Origin of the sequence: Roseateles sp., assembly GCF_019237615.1 — a bacterium.
GTDB lineage: Bacteria > Pseudomonadota > Gammaproteobacteria > Burkholderiales > Burkholderiaceae_C > Pelomonas.
Map to the genome: position 1 here is coordinate 1 of NZ_JAFAGT010000058.1, position 16,138 is coordinate 16,138.

General features: G+C 70.1%; 18 protein-coding genes. 16 read left to right on the top strand and 2 right to left on the bottom strand.

Going from position 1 to position 16,138, the window contains the following annotated elements:
• The first annotated feature begins 691 nt into the window (after window positions 1–691).
• The 10 genes from JOY88_RS10765 to JOY88_RS10810 all read left to right on the top strand — a co-directional run bounded on the left by JOY88_RS10765 (window position 692) and on the right by JOY88_RS10810 (window position 9,832).
• A complete protein-coding gene (locus tag JOY88_RS10765) occupies window positions 692–1,195 on the top strand; it encodes a DUF7482 domain-containing protein (RefSeq protein WP_293502296.1) in 504 nt (167 codons plus the stop codon).
• A 209-nt stretch (window positions 1,196–1,404) separates the two neighbouring features.
• A complete protein-coding gene (locus JOY88_RS10770) occupies window positions 1,405–2,181 on the top strand; it encodes a MipA/OmpV family protein (RefSeq protein WP_293502298.1) in 777 nt (258 codons plus the stop codon).
• Between the two features lie 12 nt (window positions 2,182–2,193).
• Window positions 2,194–3,249 (top strand): sterol desaturase family protein, encoded by a 1,056-nt coding sequence (locus JOY88_RS10775; protein ID WP_293502300.1) that lies wholly within the window; start codon window positions 2,194–2,196, stop codon window positions 3,247–3,249.
• A gap of 75 nt (window positions 3,250–3,324) precedes the next feature.
• On the top strand, window positions 3,325–3,885 hold the full coding sequence (gene ssuE / locus JOY88_RS10780) for an NADPH-dependent FMN reductase (RefSeq protein ID WP_293502302.1): 561 nt from the start codon (window positions 3,325–3,327) through the stop codon (window positions 3,883–3,885).
• Window positions 3,886–4,015: 130 nt separating this feature from the next.
• Window positions 4,016–4,978, top strand: coding sequence for an aliphatic sulfonate ABC transporter substrate-binding protein (locus JOY88_RS10785; RefSeq protein ID WP_293502304.1), 963 nt, complete (start codon window positions 4,016–4,018; stop codon window positions 4,976–4,978).
• Window positions 4,975–5,934, top strand: coding sequence for an aliphatic sulfonate ABC transporter substrate-binding protein (locus JOY88_RS10790; RefSeq protein WP_293502316.1), 960 nt, complete (start codon window positions 4,975–4,977; stop codon window positions 5,932–5,934). Before JOY88_RS10785 ends, JOY88_RS10790 begins: the two co-directional genes overlap by 4 nt.
• Window positions 5,931–7,088: an FMNH2-dependent alkanesulfonate monooxygenase gene (gene ssuD, locus JOY88_RS10795; protein WP_293502318.1), complete on the top strand. Its 1,158-nt coding sequence runs from the start codon at window positions 5,931–5,933 to the stop codon at window positions 7,086–7,088. The genes JOY88_RS10790 and ssuD overlap by 4 nt, the downstream gene beginning before the upstream one ends.
• Window positions 7,088–7,855: an aliphatic sulfonate ABC transporter permease SsuC gene (ssuC, locus tag JOY88_RS10800; protein WP_293502320.1), complete on the top strand. Its 768-nt coding sequence runs from the start codon at window positions 7,088–7,090 to the stop codon at window positions 7,853–7,855. Before ssuD ends, ssuC begins: the two co-directional genes overlap by 1 nt.
• A 2-nt stretch (window positions 7,856–7,857) precedes the next feature.
• Window positions 7,858–8,646, top strand: a complete 789-nt coding sequence (locus JOY88_RS10805) for an ATP-binding cassette domain-containing protein (RefSeq protein ID WP_293502322.1) — start codon at window positions 7,858–7,860, stop codon at window positions 8,644–8,646.
• 28 nt (window positions 8,647–8,674) lie between these two features.
• Complete coding sequence (locus JOY88_RS10810) at window positions 8,675–9,832, top strand: serine hydrolase domain-containing protein (RefSeq protein WP_293502324.1); 1,158 nt, start codon at window positions 8,675–8,677, stop codon at window positions 9,830–9,832.
• Here JOY88_RS10810 and JOY88_RS10815 read toward each other — a convergent pair.
• Window positions 9,829–10,449: a hypothetical protein gene (locus JOY88_RS10815; RefSeq protein ID WP_293502326.1), complete on the bottom strand. Its 621-nt coding sequence runs from the start codon at window positions 10,447–10,449 to the stop codon at window positions 9,829–9,831. The genes JOY88_RS10810 and JOY88_RS10815 overlap by 4 nt on opposite strands.
• Window positions 10,450–10,508: 59 nt before the next feature.
• Here JOY88_RS10815 and JOY88_RS10820 point away from each other — a divergent pair, with 59 nt between their 5' ends.
• Genes JOY88_RS10820 through JOY88_RS10830 form a run of 3 tightly spaced genes read left to right on the top strand, consistent with a single transcriptional unit; the run spans window position 10,509 to window position 13,223 of the window.
• Window positions 10,509–10,847, top strand: coding sequence for a thioredoxin family protein (locus JOY88_RS10820; protein ID WP_293502328.1), 339 nt, complete (start codon window positions 10,509–10,511; stop codon window positions 10,845–10,847).
• Between the two features lie 34 nt (window positions 10,848–10,881).
• Window positions 10,882–12,411: a glycine betaine ABC transporter substrate-binding protein gene (locus tag JOY88_RS10825; RefSeq protein WP_293502330.1), complete on the top strand. Its 1,530-nt coding sequence runs from the start codon at window positions 10,882–10,884 to the stop codon at window positions 12,409–12,411.
• Window positions 12,408–13,223 carry a substrate-binding periplasmic protein gene (locus JOY88_RS10830; protein ID WP_293502331.1) on the top strand — a complete coding sequence of 272 codons (816 nt, stop codon included), beginning with the start codon at window positions 12,408–12,410 and terminating at the stop codon, window positions 13,221–13,223. The genes JOY88_RS10825 and JOY88_RS10830 overlap by 4 nt, the downstream gene beginning before the upstream one ends.
• 285 nt (window positions 13,224–13,508) lie before the next feature.
• Here JOY88_RS10830 and JOY88_RS10835 read toward each other — a convergent pair whose 3' ends face one another.
• Window positions 13,509–13,913, bottom strand: coding sequence for a helix-turn-helix domain-containing protein (locus tag JOY88_RS10835; protein ID WP_293502333.1), 405 nt, complete (start codon window positions 13,911–13,913; stop codon window positions 13,509–13,511).
• Between the two features lie 23 nt (window positions 13,914–13,936).
• Between JOY88_RS10835 and JOY88_RS10840 the strand changes: the two genes are divergently transcribed.
• From JOY88_RS10840 to JOY88_RS10850, 3 genes are all read left to right on the top strand, one after another.
• Window positions 13,937–14,455 (top strand): hypothetical protein, encoded by a 519-nt coding sequence (locus JOY88_RS10840; protein ID WP_293502334.1) that lies wholly within the window; start codon window positions 13,937–13,939, stop codon window positions 14,453–14,455.
• Window positions 14,452–14,943, top strand: coding sequence for an RNA polymerase sigma factor (locus tag JOY88_RS10845; RefSeq protein WP_293502336.1), 492 nt, complete (start codon window positions 14,452–14,454; stop codon window positions 14,941–14,943). The genes JOY88_RS10840 and JOY88_RS10845 overlap by 4 nt, the downstream gene beginning before the upstream one ends.
• A 245-nt stretch (window positions 14,944–15,188) precedes the next feature.
• Window positions 15,189–15,371, top strand: coding sequence for a hypothetical protein (locus JOY88_RS10850; RefSeq protein ID WP_293502338.1), 183 nt, complete (start codon window positions 15,189–15,191; stop codon window positions 15,369–15,371).
• Window positions 15,372–16,138 lie beyond the last annotated feature (767 nt).

Here is a 16,138-nt window from a genome sequence, read left to right on the forward strand (position 1 = left end):
CGACCTCGATCACAACGCTGCGCCACCGGCTGAGCTACCAGTTGATCGCCAGGCTCGGACAGTGCCCCTGCTGCGGTCGCACAAGCGCACGACTACTCTTGTGACACAGTAAGACTAACTGAACTTCCTATTGAATGTTCGGCTACGAAGGCCGACTGGGACATCACGGGACACAACGGCGCTTTCAAAGAGCAACCCTGAGTTCGTTCGGCCGACGACAGTCAGGCGTAGACAACCACACAAGAACGGTCTGCAATCTGTTCGGGGCATGTCATACGTCAGTTCAAACCTGCCGACAGAGCGGAGTGAAGGCGGCGTGGCCAGTGGGAGACAGGTGATGGATGCAGTTCAACCTGACGACGAGTTCATTGAAGCCGCACAGCGCAGCGAAATCTTCCGCGCCGCGCACAAGCGAGTCGACCCAATGGATGCCCCTCGAGGCCTGGGGCAAAAGCGGTTCGCGCTGCAAGTGCAAAGACGTCGAAAAGCGGCGCTCGATTGGCACGTCGGGCTGATCAGGACCGATGGCGACCGCAACCGTAGCGTGCTGGTCTCGAAGGACGGCACGATCGCCTTTGCAATCAGCCGCACTAGGGACCAGGCCCCAATTCGGTCCGGCCTGCGCAATTTGCCCTTGCCTCGGCGCCGCGCGGCGCAAGAATCGCATCTCGCCTTCATCAAGGAGACCGCGATGCCTACATCCACCGCCCGCCGCGCCCTGGGCGCCCTGCTGCTGGGCATGGCCGCTGCTAGCCAGGCGGCCGACGACACGGTCACCCTGCCCCTGAAGGAGGCCTGGTTCGAGGGCCAGATCGTGCACTACGTCAGCACCGACATCTCAGACCCCGGCATCGCGAAGAAGCAGGGCATCAATTACGTGCCCACGCTGGCCGACACGCTCAAGCCCGGCATGCCCGTGGAGCGGGCCTACAAGTTCCCCAATGACGAGCAGGCCACGGTGCTGCCCTCCATCCCGCGCCCCGTCGGCGGCGGCAATGCCGACCCCACCTACAGCCCGCTGTGGGTGCTCGTCATGGTGCGATGGAAGCCCGGCATCACGCCGCGCACGCTGACTTCCGAGGAGGCCGTACTGGCCGCCGAGGACAAGGGCGAGGTCGAGCTGACCCGCACCCGGATCGTCGCGAACTGGCCCGTCGTGCGCGCCCGCGGCGCGGCGCTGCAGGGCGTGCGCTAGCCGCGCCGGCCAGCGGGCGGGCCGGCTTGCACAAGACTTGCGAGCGGCTGACATGGCGCTGTGACGCCGACGCCCGAGGCCATCCGCCGCCATCCACGCGGCTAGAGTGGACGAGCCGCCCAGCCCGGGTGGTCTCGCCAGCCCGCGGTACAGGGCACGCCATGCCCGTCACCCGCCCCCGCCTTCCTCGCCTGACAGCCTCGATGCCCGTGTGCATCGCTCTGGCCTGCACCGCCCTCGACGCAACCGCCGGCGGCAGCCTGTTGCTGCTGGATGCTCCGCCGGCGGAGACGACCTGGTCGGGCGGGCTGTCGGTACGCGGCTGGCCGCGTGCGCCAGGCAGCGCGCGCCAGCGCGAGGCCCTGCTGCCGGCGCTGGACTACGAATCCCCCAGCGGCATCTTCGCCGCCACCGACACCGGCCTGGGTTGGAACCTCGCGCCCCAGCTGCTGGACGGCGACGCGGCCAAAACCTGGCAGCTGGGCGCCCGGCTGTGGCCCCAGTCCGGCCGATCGCGGCGCGAATCGCCGCCCGGCATCAACAGCCTGGGCTCGCGGCTGATCACCCAGCTCTTCGCCAACGTGCAGGCAACGCCGGAGTTGCTGCTGCAGTCCGGCCTGTCCTGGGGCAGCGGACGCCACCACAACGGCGACCAGCTCGAACTCGGAGCCACCAGCGGCATCCCCATCGGCCAGGAGCTGCTGGCCATCAGCCTGGCTGCGACCTACGCGAACGCGGCGCATCTGCGCGGCAACTTCGGCATCGGGCCCGGCGAGTCGCTGGCCAGCGGCCTGCCCATGTTCCAGCCGCACAGCGGCTGGCAGGACTGGAGCGTCGCACTGAGCGCCGAGCACAAGTTCTCGGCCGACTGGTCCGTCAACGGCCAGTGGCTGCACACCCGCCTGGTCGGCCAGGCCGCCGCCTCGCCGCTGACGCACAGCCGCGACCAACCCTCCTTCATCTTCAGCCTGTGGCATCGGTTCTGAACGGCTGAAGGCATGCACGAGGTCCTGCTCTACGCGCTGCCCGTGTTCGCGCTGTGCATGCTGGCCGAATGGGCCTGGGGCCGCTGGCGCGGGCGCCAGGGCTATGGCCTGGCCGACACCATCAGCAGCCTCAGCCAGGGCCTGCTCAGCCAGGCCGTGGCCGCCGTCACGCCACTGTTCCAGACCGGGCTCTACGCCTCCGTGCACGGTCGCCTGGCACTGCTGCCGGGCACGCTCTGGCATGGCGCCTTCGGCATCATGGCCAGCATCGTCATGTACGACTTCTGCGACTACTGGCTGCACCGCGCCAGCCACGAGAGCGCACTGTTCTGGGCCGCCCATGCCGTGCACCACCAGAGCGAGCATTTCAACCTCAGCACAGCGCTGCGCCAGGAAAGCCTGTACTCGGTGATGGGCGCGCCCTTCTTCCTGCCCATGGCTCTGCTGGGCGTGCCGACGGCGCAATACGCGCTGGCCGGCATCGTCGTGCTGTTCTACCAGTTCTGGATCCACACCGAGCACATCGGCCGCCTGGGCTGGCTGGACCGCGTGTTCTCCACGCCCTCCAACCACCGCGTCCACCACGCCGTGAACCCGGGCTACCTGGATCGCAACTACGGCGCCGTCCTCGTCGTCTGGGACCGCCTGTTCGGCAGCTTCACCGAGGAGGTGGAGCCCTGCGTCTACGGCACCGTCAAGCCGCTGGCGAGCTGGAACCCGCTGACCGCCGTGGGCCAGTCCTACGCCGAGCTGTGGCGGCGCATGCGCGCCACCCCTCGGCCGGCCGACAAGCTGCGCGTGCTCGTCAAGTCGCCCGGATGGATGCCGCCCGGCGCGGCGCCACAGGGCGCGGCGCTCGACACCCGCCTGACCCAGCCCCGCTTCGATCCGCCCGCGACGCGCGGGGCCCGTCTCGCCGCCGTGGCACTGTTCGCGTTGACGGCGGCGGCCGGCGGCGCCTGGCTGTGCTTCGCCGATGACCTCGGCGCGGTGGCAGACCTGGGCGCCGCCGCTGCGCTCGCTGCCGGCCTGTGGGCCACCGGCGCGCTGCTGTCGCGCCGCGCATAAGCATCCCCTTTTTCCTTCGTTCCGCGACGAAGCGCGTTTCCCTATCGTGCAAGGCCTGAACCCGAACAGGTCGCCATGCACATCACCAGCCTCTCCGCCAGCCCTAGCGAACGCTCGCGTTCCGCCTGGCTCACGCAGTTCGCGCTGACACGCCTGGAGAGCCGCGTCACCCGCTACGACGACATCCTCGTGCGCCGGCTGCCCGCCGCGGCTCTGCTGGCGGCCGATGTGCAGGACCCCGAGATCGCCGCTGCCGTGCAGGCTGTCGAGCGGGCCGACCTCGTCGTCGTCGGCACCCCCATCTTCAAGGCCGCCTACAGCGGCCTGCTCAAGGTCTTCCTCGACCTGCTGCCGCCCGATGCGCTGCGCGACAAGCTGGTGCTGCCGCTGGCCACCGGCGGCAGCCCGGCGCATCTGCTGGCGCTGGACTACGCCCTCAAGCCCGTACTTTCGGCGCTGGGAGCCCGCCATCTGCTGGACGGCGTGTTCGCCACCGACGCGCAGCTACGCCGCCATGAAGCCGGCGGCTTTGTCCCCGAGCCCGACCTGATCGCGCGCCTGGACCGCGCCCTCGCGCCGCTGGCGTCGCGCACCCCGCGAATGCCGGCGCGGCCCGAGCCGGCGCTCAGCTGTTGACGCCGCCGAGCCGCTCAACCCACCACCGTTTGTCTCCTCGCCACCCGCCCGGGATCGGCGACTTCATCCCGGCGCTCGGGCGCTGATCGGGTGCGCCCGGGTGCCGGGATCTTTTTGCACAGGACATCGCATGACCCTCCGTTCCCTGCTCCGCTGGACCGCCCTGCCCCTGCTGGCCGTCTTCAGCCTCCATGCCGCCGCGCAGACGACCACGTTGCGCATCGGCTTCCAGAAGTCCGCCAGCCTGCTGACGCTGCAGAAGTCCAGCGGCTCGCTCGAGAAGCGCCTGGCGCCGCTGGGCGTCGCCGTGAAATGGGTGGAGTTCCCCGCCGGCCCGCAGTTGCTGGAAGGCCTGAACGTCGGCGCCGTCGACGTGGGCTATGTCGGCGAGGCGCCGCCCATCTTTGCGCAGGCCGCCGGCGCCAGGTTCGTCTACATCGGCTTCGACCCGGCCGCTCCCGAGGCCGAGGCCATCGTGGTGCCCAGGGACTCGACGCTGAAGTCGGTCGCCGACCTGAAGGGCCGGAAGGTGGCGCTCAACAAGGGCAGCAACGTCCACTATCTGCTCGTGAAGGCGCTGGAGAAGCAGGGCCTGAAACCCACCGACATCCAGCCCGTCTACCTGCCGCCGGCCGACGCGCGCGCCGCCTTCGAGCGCGGCGCGGTGGATGCGTGGGTGATCTGGGACCCCTTCCTCGCCGCCGTCGAGAAGCAGAGCGGCGCCCGCGTCCTGCAGGACGGCCGCGGCCTCGTCAACAACTACGCCTACTACCTGGCCGAGCGCGGCTATGCCCAGAACCAGCCCCGCGTCATCCAGGCCCTGTTCGAGGACACCCAGGCCCAGGCCGCCGCGCTGAAAGCCGACATCAAGGCCGCGGCGGCCGCCGTCGCACCGCTGCAGGGGCTGGAGCCGGAGGTCGTCGAGAAGAGCCTCACGCGCTACCAGTTCGGCGTGAAGCCGCTAACCGCCGCCGTGGCCGCCGAGCAGCAGAAGATCGCCGACGCCTTCCATGCCCTCGCGCTGATTCCCAGGCCCATCCGCGTGACCGACGCGCTGCCTGGCACGGCCAGCGTCGCGGAGGCTGCGCGATGAGCACGCACAACACCACCCGCCGCGCCGCGCTCGCCATCCTTGCGACGACGGCCGCCGCCTGGCGCCAGGCGCAAGCCCAGTCGCCCGCGCCATTGCAGCAGCTTCGCATCGGCTTCCAGAAGGGCTCGCTGAACCTCGCTCTGCTGAAGAGCTACGGCCTGCTGGCGCAGCGGCTGCCCGGCACACGCATCCAGTGGACCGAGTTCCCCGCCGGGCCGCAGCTGCTGGAGGCGCTGGCGCTGGGCAGCGTCGACCTCGGCGCCACCGGCGACGCGCCACCCGTGTTCGCCCAGGCGGCCGGCAAGGACGTCGTCTACGTCGGCGCCGAGCCACCCAAGCCCGACAGCTCGGCCCTGCTCGTCAAGCCGGACTCGCCGCTGAAGGCGCTGGCCGACATCAAGGGCCACCGCATCGCTCTGCAAAAGGGCAGCAGCGCGCACTTCCTGACCGTGCAGGCCGTCAGGCGCGCCGGCCTGGCCTGGGCCGACATCCAGCCCGTCTACCTGCCGCCGGCCGAGGCCCGTGCGGCCTTCGAGCGCGGCGCAGTGGACGCCTGGGCCGTGTGGGACCCCTACTACGCGGCGGCCGAGATCAGCGGCGAGCTGCGAGCGCTGGCGACCAGCCGCGGGCTGACCAGCAACAACACCTTCTACCTCGCGTCGCGCACGCTGAGCCAGCAGCCGGCGCTGCTGAAGACGCTGTTCCAGGCGCTGACCGAGACCGATGCCCGCGTGCAGGCCGACCGCCGCGACGCGGTGCAGCGCTACGCCGAGTTCGCCGGCCTGCCGGCGGCCATCGTGCAGCGCATGGTCGAGCGCCGCGGCGCCGCACCTGTGGGTCCGCTGACCGCACAGCTCGTCGCCGAGCAGCAGCAGGTCGCCGACGCCTTCGCCGAGCTCGGGCTGATCCCCCGACCCATCCGCGTCGCCGACGCCCTCGTACAGGTCAGAGCATGAAGATTTTCTGGTTCATCCCCACCCACGGCGACAGCCGCCATCTCGGCAGCTCGCGCGGCGCCCGCGTGGCCGACCACGCCTACTTCAAGCAGATCGCCATCGCGGCGGACAGCCTGGGCTATGAGGGCGTGCTCATCCCCACCGGTCAGTCCTGCGAGGATTCCTGGCTGGTTGCGGCCAGCCTCATCGACGCGACCCGGCGGCTCAAGTTCCTCGTCGCGCTGCGACCGGGGCTGGTGGCGCCGACGCAGAGCGCTCGCATGGCCGCCACGCTGGACCGCCTCTCCGGCGGGCGACTTCTCGTCAACCTCGTGACCGGCGGCGACGCCAGCGAGCTGGCCGGCGACGGCCAGTTCCTGGACCATGCCCAGCGCTACGCGCAGTCGGCCGAGTTCATCCGCATCTGGCGCGAGGTCATCGCGCGGTCGCATTCAGGCCAAACGTTTGACTTCGATGGCGAGCACCTCGGCGTCAAGGGCGCCAAGCTGCTGTTCCCGCCCGTGCAAACACCCTACCCGCCGGTGTTCTTCGGCGGCTCGTCCAGCCCGGCGCACGATCTCGCGGCGGACCAAGCCGACACCTACCTCACTTGGGGCGAGCCGCCCGCCGAAGTGGCGAAGAAGGTGGCCGACGTGCGCGAGCGTGCCGCCGCCCGGGGCCGCCGGTTGCAGTACGGCATCCGCCTGCACGTCATCGTGCGCGAGACCGAGGACCAGGCCTGGGCCGCCGCGGCCGAACTGGTCTCCCAGCTCGACGAGGCCACCGTCGCCGCCGCCCAGGCCCGCTTCGCCGGCATGGATTCCGTGGGCCAGCGCCGCATGGCCGAGCTGCACCGCGGCCGCTTCAACAAGGCCAATGTGCGCGAAGGCCTGGAGATCTCGCCCAACCTGTGGGCCGGCGTGGGCCTGGTGCGCGGCGGCGCAGGCACGGCCCTGGTCGGCAACCCGCAGCAGGTGGCCCAGCGCATTCGCGAATACGCCGACCTCGGCTTGGAGCATTTCATCCTCAGCGGCTACCCACACCTGGACGAGGCGCACCGCTTCGCCGAGCTGGTGTTCCCGCTGCTGCCGCTGCAGCTGCGGGAACGGCTGACAGGCCCGGCCGGCGAACTCATGGCCCACGGCCTTGTGCCCAAACAAGTGGCGGCGAGCTGATGAGGTCCAGCCGCGCCCTCCCCTGGTTGCTGCCCGCAGCCATCCTCGTCGCCTGGGAGCTGGCCTCGCGCAGCGGCTGGCTGTCCGCGCGCATCCTGCCCGAGCCCGCCGCCGTGCTGGCGGCGTTCTGGCAGCTGCTGCGCTCGGGCGAGCTGGCCCACCACGTCGCGGTCAGCACGGTGCGGGCCTTCTCGGCGCTGGCGCTGGGCGGCGGCCTGGGCCTGCTGCTGGGCCTGCTGACCGGCACCTGGCGTCGCGCCGAGGCCTTGCTCGACACCACGCTGCAGATGCTGCGCAACATCCCGGCGCTGGCGCTGATCCCGCTGGTCATCCTGTGGTTCGGCATCGACGAGGCAGCCAAGCTGGTGCTGGTGGCGGTGGGCGTGTTCTTCCCCGTCTACCTGAACACCTTCCACGGCATACGCAACGTGGACCGCGACCTCATCGAGATGGCGCGCAGCTACGGCCTCCAGGGCTGGCGGCTCTACGCCCAGGTCATCCTGCCCGGCGCACTGCCGTCCATCCTCGTGGGCCTGCGCTTCTCGCTGGGGCTGATGTGGGTGCTGCTCATCGTCGCCGAGACGCTGTCGGCGCAGGCCGGCATCGGCTACCTGACGATGAACGCCCGCGAGTTCCTGCAGACCGACATCGTCCTCGTCGGCATCCTGCTGTACGCCGTGCTGGGCAAGCTGGCCGACGTCGTCGCCCGCGCTCTGGAGCGCGCCTGGCTGCCCTGGCACAAGGGCTATGCCACCGAAGGAGCATGAGCATGTGGCTCACCGAACTCGACGCCCCCGTGCTGCCGCGCGAACCCGCGGCCGAGGCCGCCCCGGCGCGCGGCCGCACGCCGGGCCTGGCGCTGGCGCTGCACGGCGTGAGCAAGTCCTTCGGCGCCCGCCATGTGCTGCAGGAACTGGACCTGCACGTCGCTCCCGGCGAGTTCGTCGCGCTGGTGGGCCGCAGCGGCTGCGGCAAGAGCACGCTGCTGCGCCTCATCGCCGGGCTGGACGCACCCAGCGCCGGCCGCGTCGAGGCCGGTGCCGCGCACGAGCGCCGGCTGATGTTCCAGGACGCCCGCCTGCTGCCGTGGAAGCGCGTCGTCGACAACGTCGCGCTGGGGTTGGACGGTGCCGACGCCCGGGCGCGCGCGCTGGAGGCGCTGGCCCAGGTGGGCCTGGCCGGCCGCAGCGACGACTGGCCGGCCACGCTGTCCGGCGGCCAGCGCCAGCGCGTGGCGCTGGCGCGCGCGCTGGTGCACCGTCCGCGCCTGCTGCTGCTGGACGAACCGCTGGGCGCGCTGGATGCCCTGACGCGGCTGGAGATGCACCGCCTCATCGAGCAGCTCTGGCGCCGTCACGGCTTCACGGCCCTGCTCGTGACCCACGACGTGGCCGAGGCCGTGGCCCTGGCCGACCGCGTGCTGCTCATCGACCGCGGCGGCATCGCGCTGGACGCCGGCGTCGCCCTGCCACGGCCACGTGCACGCACGACGCCCGGCTTCGCGGAACTGGAGGACCGGGTGCTGCGGCACATCCTGGCGCCGCCGCCCCAGGTCTGACCCGCCTCGCGTCGGGCACACTGCCCGCATGCGTTTCACCCTGCTCTGCCTCGCCCTCGCAGCCGGCCTGCTGGCCGGCTGCGCCCATCCGCCCGCCCTCGCCCCGCAACCCCTGGCCCAGGCCGATGCGGCCGTCGAACGCTTCATCGACCAGCGCCAGTTGCCGGGCGCGGCGCTGTGGATGGAGCGCGTCGGCCAGGGCAGCTACCACCGCGCCTACGGCCAGCGCGCCGTCGCCCCGACGCCCGAGCCGCTGGACGAGACCACCGTCTTCGACGCCGCATCGCTGACCAAGCCCGTCGTCACGGCCACGCTGGTGCAGCTGTTGCGCGAGCGCGGCCAGCTCGACGTGGAGGCACCGCTGCAGCGCTACCTGCCCGACTGCGGCGGCGCCGACAACGCCGGCATCACGCTGCGCCATCTGCTCACCCACACCTCGGGCCTGCCGTCAGGTCTTCCGCGCAGCGGCCCGCTGGGCGGCTGGAGCGGCGCTGCGGAGGCCGAGCGCACCGCCTGCGGCCTGGCGCCGACCGCTGCGCCAGGCACGCTGTTCCGCTACTCGGACGTCAACTTCATCCTGCTGGGCCGCATCGTCGAGCGGCAGAGCGGCATGCCGCTGGAGCGCTTCGCCGAACAGGCCTTGTTCAAGCCGCTGGGCATGGCCGACAGCGGCTACCTGCCGCTGCAGCGCATGGCCGCCGCCCGCATCGCGCCGACCGAACGCCAGCCGGACGGCCAGGTGCTGCGTGGCGAGGTGCACGACCCCACGGCGCGCCGCATGGGCGGCGTTGCCGGCCATGCTGGCCTGTTCACGACGACAGCCGACCTGGCTCGCTTCGCGCGCATGCTGCTGGCCGGCGGCTTGGCCGAGGACGGCCGGCGCCTTCTGTCGCCCGAGAGCGTGGCGCTGCTGACGACGCCACAGTCGCCCACCGGGCTGACCGAGCAGCGCGGCATGGGCTGGGACATCGCCTCGCCCTACGCGAGACCCCGCGGCAGCCTCTACCCGGCCACGAGCTACGGCCACACCGGCTTCACCGGCTGCGTGCTGTGGCTGGATCCGACGAGCCGCAGCTTCTACGTGCTGCTGTCCAACCGCGTTCACCCGGCGGCCGGCACCAACGTGCTGCCGCTGTATGGCGAGCTGGGCACGCTGGCGGCGCGGGCCGCGGGCGTGGCACCCTAGGCCTTGGCCGCCAGCGAGCCCGGATAGGTCAGCGAACTCGAATCCGCCGACACCGAGAACACGACGCTGGTCGTGGCCGTCTGCTGCATCAACGAGGTGTAGAGCGACATCACGCCGCCCGCGCTCTTGGCCAGCTTGGCGGCCTGCGAGATGGCAGCGCTCTGCTGGATGCTGGTGGACAGCTTCAGCGCATCGCGCGCCTGGTTGGCGATGCGCGCCGCGAAGCTGGGCTGGCTGGTGTCGGCATTCAGGAAGGCCTTGGCGGCCGCGCGGTCGGCGTCAGAGCCCTTGAATTCGACGCTGCCGTCGCTCTTCACCGCGAACTCCACAGGCCCCTCCAGCTTGACGCCCGCCTTGGCCATGGCCGTGCGCAGGTCCGTGGCCAGCGCCTTCTGGGCCGTGTCCAGGCTGCTGACCGCCGTCGCCGACTTGGCCATGCCTGCGGCGCGATCCAGCGCAGCCTGCGGCAGCGCGGTGGCGCCAGCCTTGCCGGCCGTCTTGGCATTCGTCGCCGCACTGTCCAGGCCCTGGGCCGACAGGTAGCTGAGCAGGGGGTTGTTGATGCTGGAAACCACGGCTGGCATCTTGCCGCCGCGGCGCTGGTCCGAACGGCGCAACTGCGCCCGTTTTCCCCTGCTCCTCGGGCCACCTGCGGCCCATGGCACCATGCCGGCCCATGACCCTTCACGTCGCCTGCCTGTGCGCCGCCTGGTGCCGCACCTGCGAGTCCTACAGCCAAGTCTTCGAAGCCGCCTGCGCCGAGCTGCCGCAGTCCGGCCTGCGCGTGCACTGGATAGACATCGAGGACGAGGCCGAATTGGTGGGCGACCTCGACATCGAGACCTTCCCGACGTTGCTGATCGCCGACGACGCCCATGTGCGCTTCGCCGGTCCGCTGACGCCCCAGCCCGAGACGCTCCGGCGCGTGCTGCGCGCCCACCTGACCGACGCCCGCGCCGCCCGCGTGGCGCCCGACATCGAGAAGCTGGCGCAGCGGCTGCGCAGCCACCGCTAGACCGCCCGCGCGCGACATGAGGCACCATGCGCGCATGACAACCAGCCGGCGGCTGCGATGGCTGCTCACTCTCCTCGCGGCATGCCTCGTCGGCAGCGCCCTGGCCACACCGACGCTGCAGGTCGGCTCCAAGCGCTTCACCGAGAGCTATCTGCTGGGCGAGATCGTCACGCAGACCCTGGTGGCCCAGGGCATCGCCGCCGAACACCGCCCCGGCCTGGGCAACACGGCCATCCTGGCCGCGGCGCTGCAGCAGGGCCAGATCGACCTCTACCCGGAGTACACCGGCACCATCGTGCGCGAGCTGCTCAAGCGCGACTCGCCTGCCGATGCCCAGGCACCGCTGGCGCAGCTCAACACCTGGCTGCAGCCGCTGGGCCTGAAGGCCGCCGTGCCGCTGGGCTTCAACAACAGCTATGCGCTCGCGATGCGCGAGGCCGACGCTGCACGGCTGGGCATCGCGACGATCTCGGAGCTGGCTGCAAGCGCCGGCCAGGGCAAGCCGCCAACAAGGCCCGGCCTGTCGCACGAGTTCCTGGCCCGCGCGGACGGCTGGCCGGCGCTGCGACGCGCCTATGGCCTGAAGCTCGATCCGGGCCCCGGCCTGGACCACGGCCTGGCCTATGCGGCCCTGGCCGGCGGCCAGGTCGACCTGATCGACGTCTACACCACCGACGCCCAGCTCGCCCGCCAGCCGGTACGCGTGCTGCGCGACGACCGCGGTTTCTTCCCGCGCTACGACGCCGTGCTGCTGATGCGCGCAACGGTGGACGAACGGCCGCTGCTGGGCCTGGCCGGGCGGCTGCCGGAGGCCGAGATGACCCGCCTTAACGCGGCCGCCGAACTGGACGGCCGGCCGTTTGCCGACGTGGCGCGCCGCTTCCTGCAATCGGATGCCCGTGCCACGGCACGCCAGGGCCTGATGGAGCGGCTGCTGGCGCCCGACCTGGCGACGCTGCTTGTCCAGCACCTGGCGCTGGTGCTGGCCTCGCTCGCGCTGGCCATCGCCGTGGCCGTGCCGCTGGGCATCGCAGCGCACCGCCTGCCGCGCCTGGCAGCGCCGGTCATGGCCGCGGCAGGCCTGCTGCAGACACTGCCATCCCTGGCCCTGCTGGCCTTCCTGATCGCCTTCGTCGGCCGCATCGGCTTCGCGCCAGCCCTGCTGGCCCTGTTCGTCTACGCGCTGCTGCCCATCGTGCGCAACACGCATGCCGGCCTGCAGGCGGTCTCCGCCGGCCTGACCGAGGCGGCGCTGGCGCTGGGCCTGACGCGCGGCCAGACGCTGCGCGCCATCGAGCTGCCGCTGGCCCTGCCGACGCTGATGGCCGGCGTGAAGACGGCCGCCGTCACCAATGTCGGCACCGCCACCGTGGCGGCCTTCGTCGGCGCGGGCGGCCTGGGCGAGCGCATCGTGGCAGGGCTGGCCGTCAACGACAGCACGCTGATGCTGGCCGGCGCCCTGCCCGCCGCGGCGCTGGCCATCGTCGTGCAACTGCTCTTCGACGCGCTGGAACGGCGCGTCGCGCACAATGGCGGCCGCAATTCCAGGGGCGGAGGGGCATGAACACCAAGGTGACATCGGGCTTGTGGGCGGTCTGCATGCTGGCGACAGCGTCCGCCGCCGAGGCCGGCTGCTCCCGCGCCATCGAAGTGCCGATGGCGCCCGTCGGGGTCAGCGTCAGCTTCGACGGCGACCGCAGCAGCGGCATCTATCCGACGCTGCTGCGCGAACTCGGCACCTCCACGGGCTGCGAGTTCCAGATCCAGCGCGTGCCACGCGCCCGGTTGCAGAAGATGTTCGAGTCCGGCCAGGCCGACCTGCTGATGCCGGCCTCGGTTTCGCCGTCGCGCGACCGCGATGGCGAGTTCGTGCCTCTGGTGCAGGTTCGCGCCAGCCTGGTGACGCTGGCACGCGAGGAGGCTGTGCCACGCTCGCTGGCCGAGCTGATCGCCCAGCCCGATCTCAAGCTTGCCGTCGTGCGCGGCTTCAGCTTCGGGTCGGCCTACGAGGGCGCGGTGGCGGCGCTGCGCCAGCAGAAGCGCCTCATCGAGGAATCCAACGTCGCCGGCGTCGCCCGTGCCCTGCGACAGGGCCTGGCGCAGGGCACGATCATGACGGCATCCATCTTCATCGGCACGCTGACCCAGGAGGCCGAGCTGACACCGCTGGTCAAGCAGGTTCGCATCGAGCCGCTGGACGAACTGGGCTGGTCGGAAAGCGGCGTCTACCTGTCGCGCCGCACGCTGGGCGATGCCGACCGCCGGCAGCTCCGCCAGGCATTCACGCAGGTGGCCCGGTCCGGGCGAGTCTGGCAACTGCTCAGCGACAACCATCCACCGGGCAGCCTGAGCGGCAGCATCCGGCCGCTGCCTTAGGCCGCCTGCGCGGCGAGAACTGGGGCACGAAACGGAAGGCGGGTAAGCCGGCCTTGGGCGTCGGTATCTCCGACGGCCAAAAGAAACCGGAGTAACAGCCTCGGTCGTTGATCCGGTTCGACATTTGGGTGGCCTCCAGCACTCGGATCCCCTACGGAGACGGTGCACTTTCACCTGAGGTTGTCCTCAAAGCTACCCGCAAAAACGTGCCGCAGGTGAAAAGCAATCGAGCCTCCGCCCTGATGTAGCAGGCTGCGGAAGCGCCTTCATCCACGAAGGGCGAACTCAGCTCCCCTTCTTCAGCGCCTCAAGCGTCCTCACCTTTGCCGACTTCGGCAGCTTGTGAAACGTCAGCAGCAGTTCTGCCGTTAGATCGTCGGCTTCGTAAAAGTACGAGGCCGGCACCTTCAGCACTGCGCCGATGCGCTCCATCAGTTCGAGAGTCGGCGATCTGGCTCCTGTTTCGTACCGGTTCATGCGGGCGCTTGCTGACTCGGCCTCAAGCCCTGCTTCCAGCCCAAGCCTCTCTTGAGATAGCCCGGCACGCTGGCGCGCCTCTTTCAACCGTCTCCCAATCACCGACATGCACGCCTTGCGAAAAGCGCAAATCGTGTCGGACAGCCCTCGCCAATACACTACCGTTTTGGTAGCATACGACTGTCCACCGAGCTTCGAGCTTTCGATGGGCATTGCCTGGCCAACCCGGAGGCATCATGATCTGCCCACATACGCCCTGGCTCTCCAAACCCCTCTGCTGCAGGTACGTCTTCGCGGGTTTCAAGACCCTGCGCTTGCCCGTCCGCGTTGGCGATGTCGTCACGGACGCGACGTGGCGCTGGGCACTTGGCCTGTTCAGGCAGGACGAGTACGAGGTCCTCGGTGCGTGGCCTCCCCAGTCCACGCATGAGCAGGTCGCCCGTGATTTACATGCGCGGGGCGTTGAACGAATCGTCGCCGTACACGGCCGCACTGATTGCAGATCAAGCTTCCCCGGTGCCGTCATCTGGCCACCAGCGGTTGCGCCCGAAGAGGCTGGCTCGACGGCCGCCTTGCATCCCTTTGGGCGTCGTCGTCGCGCTGTGCTTCAGTCCGCCGTCGCGACGGCCGCGCAGATTCAATCGCGCATTGCCCGGGCCATCAAACGCCGCGCGCCCTTTTCCGATGAGGCCGCTGCCGCTGCATTCCTCACCGAGATGCTACAGAAGGCCGACCGGCGCTTCTTCAACGCATGAAGCTGCCGCTGGTCCACGGCTGGCAAGAAGTCCTCGTCCGCGTCCGCGGTGCGCTGATGCGCCGCGGGCGCAGCGAGCACGACGCCGAGGACCTGGTGCAGGAGGCGTGGGTTCGACTGGCTTGCTACGAGCGAGAGCAGGCCGTCGAACGCCCCGAAGCCTTCCTCATGCGTGCAGCGCTCAATCTTTCGATCGACGCTCACCGGGCGCAGAAGACGCGCGGCGAAGAAGTCCTGGCCGAAGACGTCGTCATCATCGATATCGCCCCCACGACCGAGGCCGTGGTGCTTGCCAGGGAGCGCATGGCGCGGCTGAGCGCAGGCATCAGTCGCTTGAGCGAGACCACGCGCAGCGTCTTCCTGGCGCATCGCGTTGACGGGCTACCCTACAGCGAGATCGCACGCGACCGCGGCATCACGGTGAGCACGGTGCAGAAGCACGTCGCCAAGGCCACGCTGCAACTCACCACCTGGATGGAAGACTGGTAGCCGTGCCATCACCGGGAGCCTCGGCGGCTCCGGACACCCCTGTCAAGACATCGCCGCTCGTGGCCCCGGAGGTCGCCGCAGAAGCAGCGGTGTGGGTTGCCCGCCTGCGCGACCATGACCGGTCGCGCGATGGAGCGGGAGTGCCTGGCTTGGCAGAGGTGCTCTGTTGCGCACCGGCTTGCCTTTGAACGGTGCACCAGAGCTGACCGATCGTCCCGCGCGTCACGCTCAGCACGTACGCCCGCGTGGCCAACCGCGTGCAACGGCCCGACGTCGTGACGGACCGCGCCTGCTTGCGTTGCGCCGCCTTGGCGTCTTCGGCTCTTGGTTGTGCAGCGCTGCTGGTATGGCACCTGCGGCCGGGCGTTCAGACCTACGAGACCGGCATTGGCGAGCGGCGCATCGTGATGCTGGCCAACGGCACCTGAAACACAACCCGCACGTCCGAAGGCGGCGAGGCCCACGCCAGCAGATCAAGCTGCCAATCATCCGCACTATCGCTGGCATGCTTGCATGCTGACCGCGACTACACAAATGCGAAGCCACCCATACTTTGCGGCCCGGTCATCCCACGACGTATCAAGTCTGCCCGCGCAGTTCAGCGATGACCTACCGGCACGCCTACGCAGTTCATCGTTTGGCAGCAAGTCTGCGAGGAACACCGTAGCACTATCCTCGGTGGCGCGCGGCTGCTAGCGGCGACAGAGGCTGGCAGCGCGGAGATGGTGACGTGCGGCACCTGCTGGAGTTGACGAGCCCGAGCCTACGGCTGGGGACGCCTATGACAGAGAGTCGGTTTTCCGTTTACATCGGGAAAGCACGAACAACAATCCTGCCCCTAGCTCATCCAGCGAGCCACCATCCGCCTAAGCTGGCCACAAAACGGCCATCAAGGAACAGGGATGTTGATCGCACACAGCCTGAACGACGCGGGGGATTGGCACGGGCTGACAGCTCATCTCGACAAGGTAGCCGCACTTGCCGCCGAGTTCTCCGCCGAATGGGGTGACACGCTCTGGGCAGGGCTCGCGGGCAGCTGGCATGACTTAGGTAGTCGGCCCTGCAAAATCCGTTTTCTCCATCGAGCCCGCGAACGGCGCTCTCGCTGTAACGGCTGGCGGCGTCGGCGCGTCGGCGTGCGAGTCGGCTTAGGCTTGAGCCGGCGAGCCTCCTGAGGCGTCCAATGGCGCCCACG

What these genes read in the sequence shown, in the direction of transcription:
- JOY88_RS10775 (WP_293502300.1), top strand. Translation starts at nt 2,194, where the DNA reads ATGCACGAGGTCCTGCTCTACGCGCTGCCCGTGTTCGCGCTGTGCATG.
- ssuE (WP_293502302.1), top strand. Translation starts at nt 3,325, where the DNA reads ATGCACATCACCAGCCTCTCCGCCAGCCCTAGCGAACGCTCGCGTTCC.
- JOY88_RS10840 (WP_293502334.1), top strand. Translation starts at nt 13,937, where the DNA reads ATGATCTGCCCACATACGCCCTGGCTCTCCAAACCCCTCTGCTGCAGG.
- JOY88_RS10805 (WP_293502322.1), top strand. Translation starts at nt 7,858, where the DNA reads ATGTGGCTCACCGAACTCGACGCCCCCGTGCTGCCGCGCGAACCCGCG.
- ssuC (WP_293502320.1), top strand. Translation starts at nt 7,088, where the DNA reads ATGAGGTCCAGCCGCGCCCTCCCCTGGTTGCTGCCCGCAGCCATCCTC.
- JOY88_RS10825 (WP_293502330.1), top strand. Translation starts at nt 10,882, where the DNA reads ATGACAACCAGCCGGCGGCTGCGATGGCTGCTCACTCTCCTCGCGGCA.
- JOY88_RS10785 (WP_293502304.1), top strand. Translation starts at nt 4,016, where the DNA reads ATGACCCTCCGTTCCCTGCTCCGCTGGACCGCCCTGCCCCTGCTGGCC.
- JOY88_RS10810 (WP_293502324.1), top strand. Translation starts at nt 8,675, where the DNA reads ATGCGTTTCACCCTGCTCTGCCTCGCCCTCGCAGCCGGCCTGCTGGCC.
- JOY88_RS10830 (WP_293502331.1), top strand. Translation starts at nt 12,408, where the DNA reads ATGAACACCAAGGTGACATCGGGCTTGTGGGCGGTCTGCATGCTGGCG.
- JOY88_RS10845 (WP_293502336.1), top strand. Translation starts at nt 14,452, where the DNA reads ATGAAGCTGCCGCTGGTCCACGGCTGGCAAGAAGTCCTCGTCCGCGTC.
- JOY88_RS10835 (WP_293502333.1), bottom strand. Translation starts at nt 13,913, where the DNA reads ATGCCCATCGAAAGCTCGAAGCTCGGTGGACAGTCGTATGCTACCAAA.
- JOY88_RS10765 (WP_293502296.1), top strand. Translation starts at nt 692, where the DNA reads ATGCCTACATCCACCGCCCGCCGCGCCCTGGGCGCCCTGCTGCTGGGC.
- ssuD (WP_293502318.1), top strand. Translation starts at nt 5,931, where the DNA reads ATGAAGATTTTCTGGTTCATCCCCACCCACGGCGACAGCCGCCATCTC.
- JOY88_RS10790 (WP_293502316.1), top strand. Translation starts at nt 4,975, where the DNA reads ATGAGCACGCACAACACCACCCGCCGCGCCGCGCTCGCCATCCTTGCG.
- JOY88_RS10820 (WP_293502328.1), top strand. Translation starts at nt 10,509, where the DNA reads ATGACCCTTCACGTCGCCTGCCTGTGCGCCGCCTGGTGCCGCACCTGC.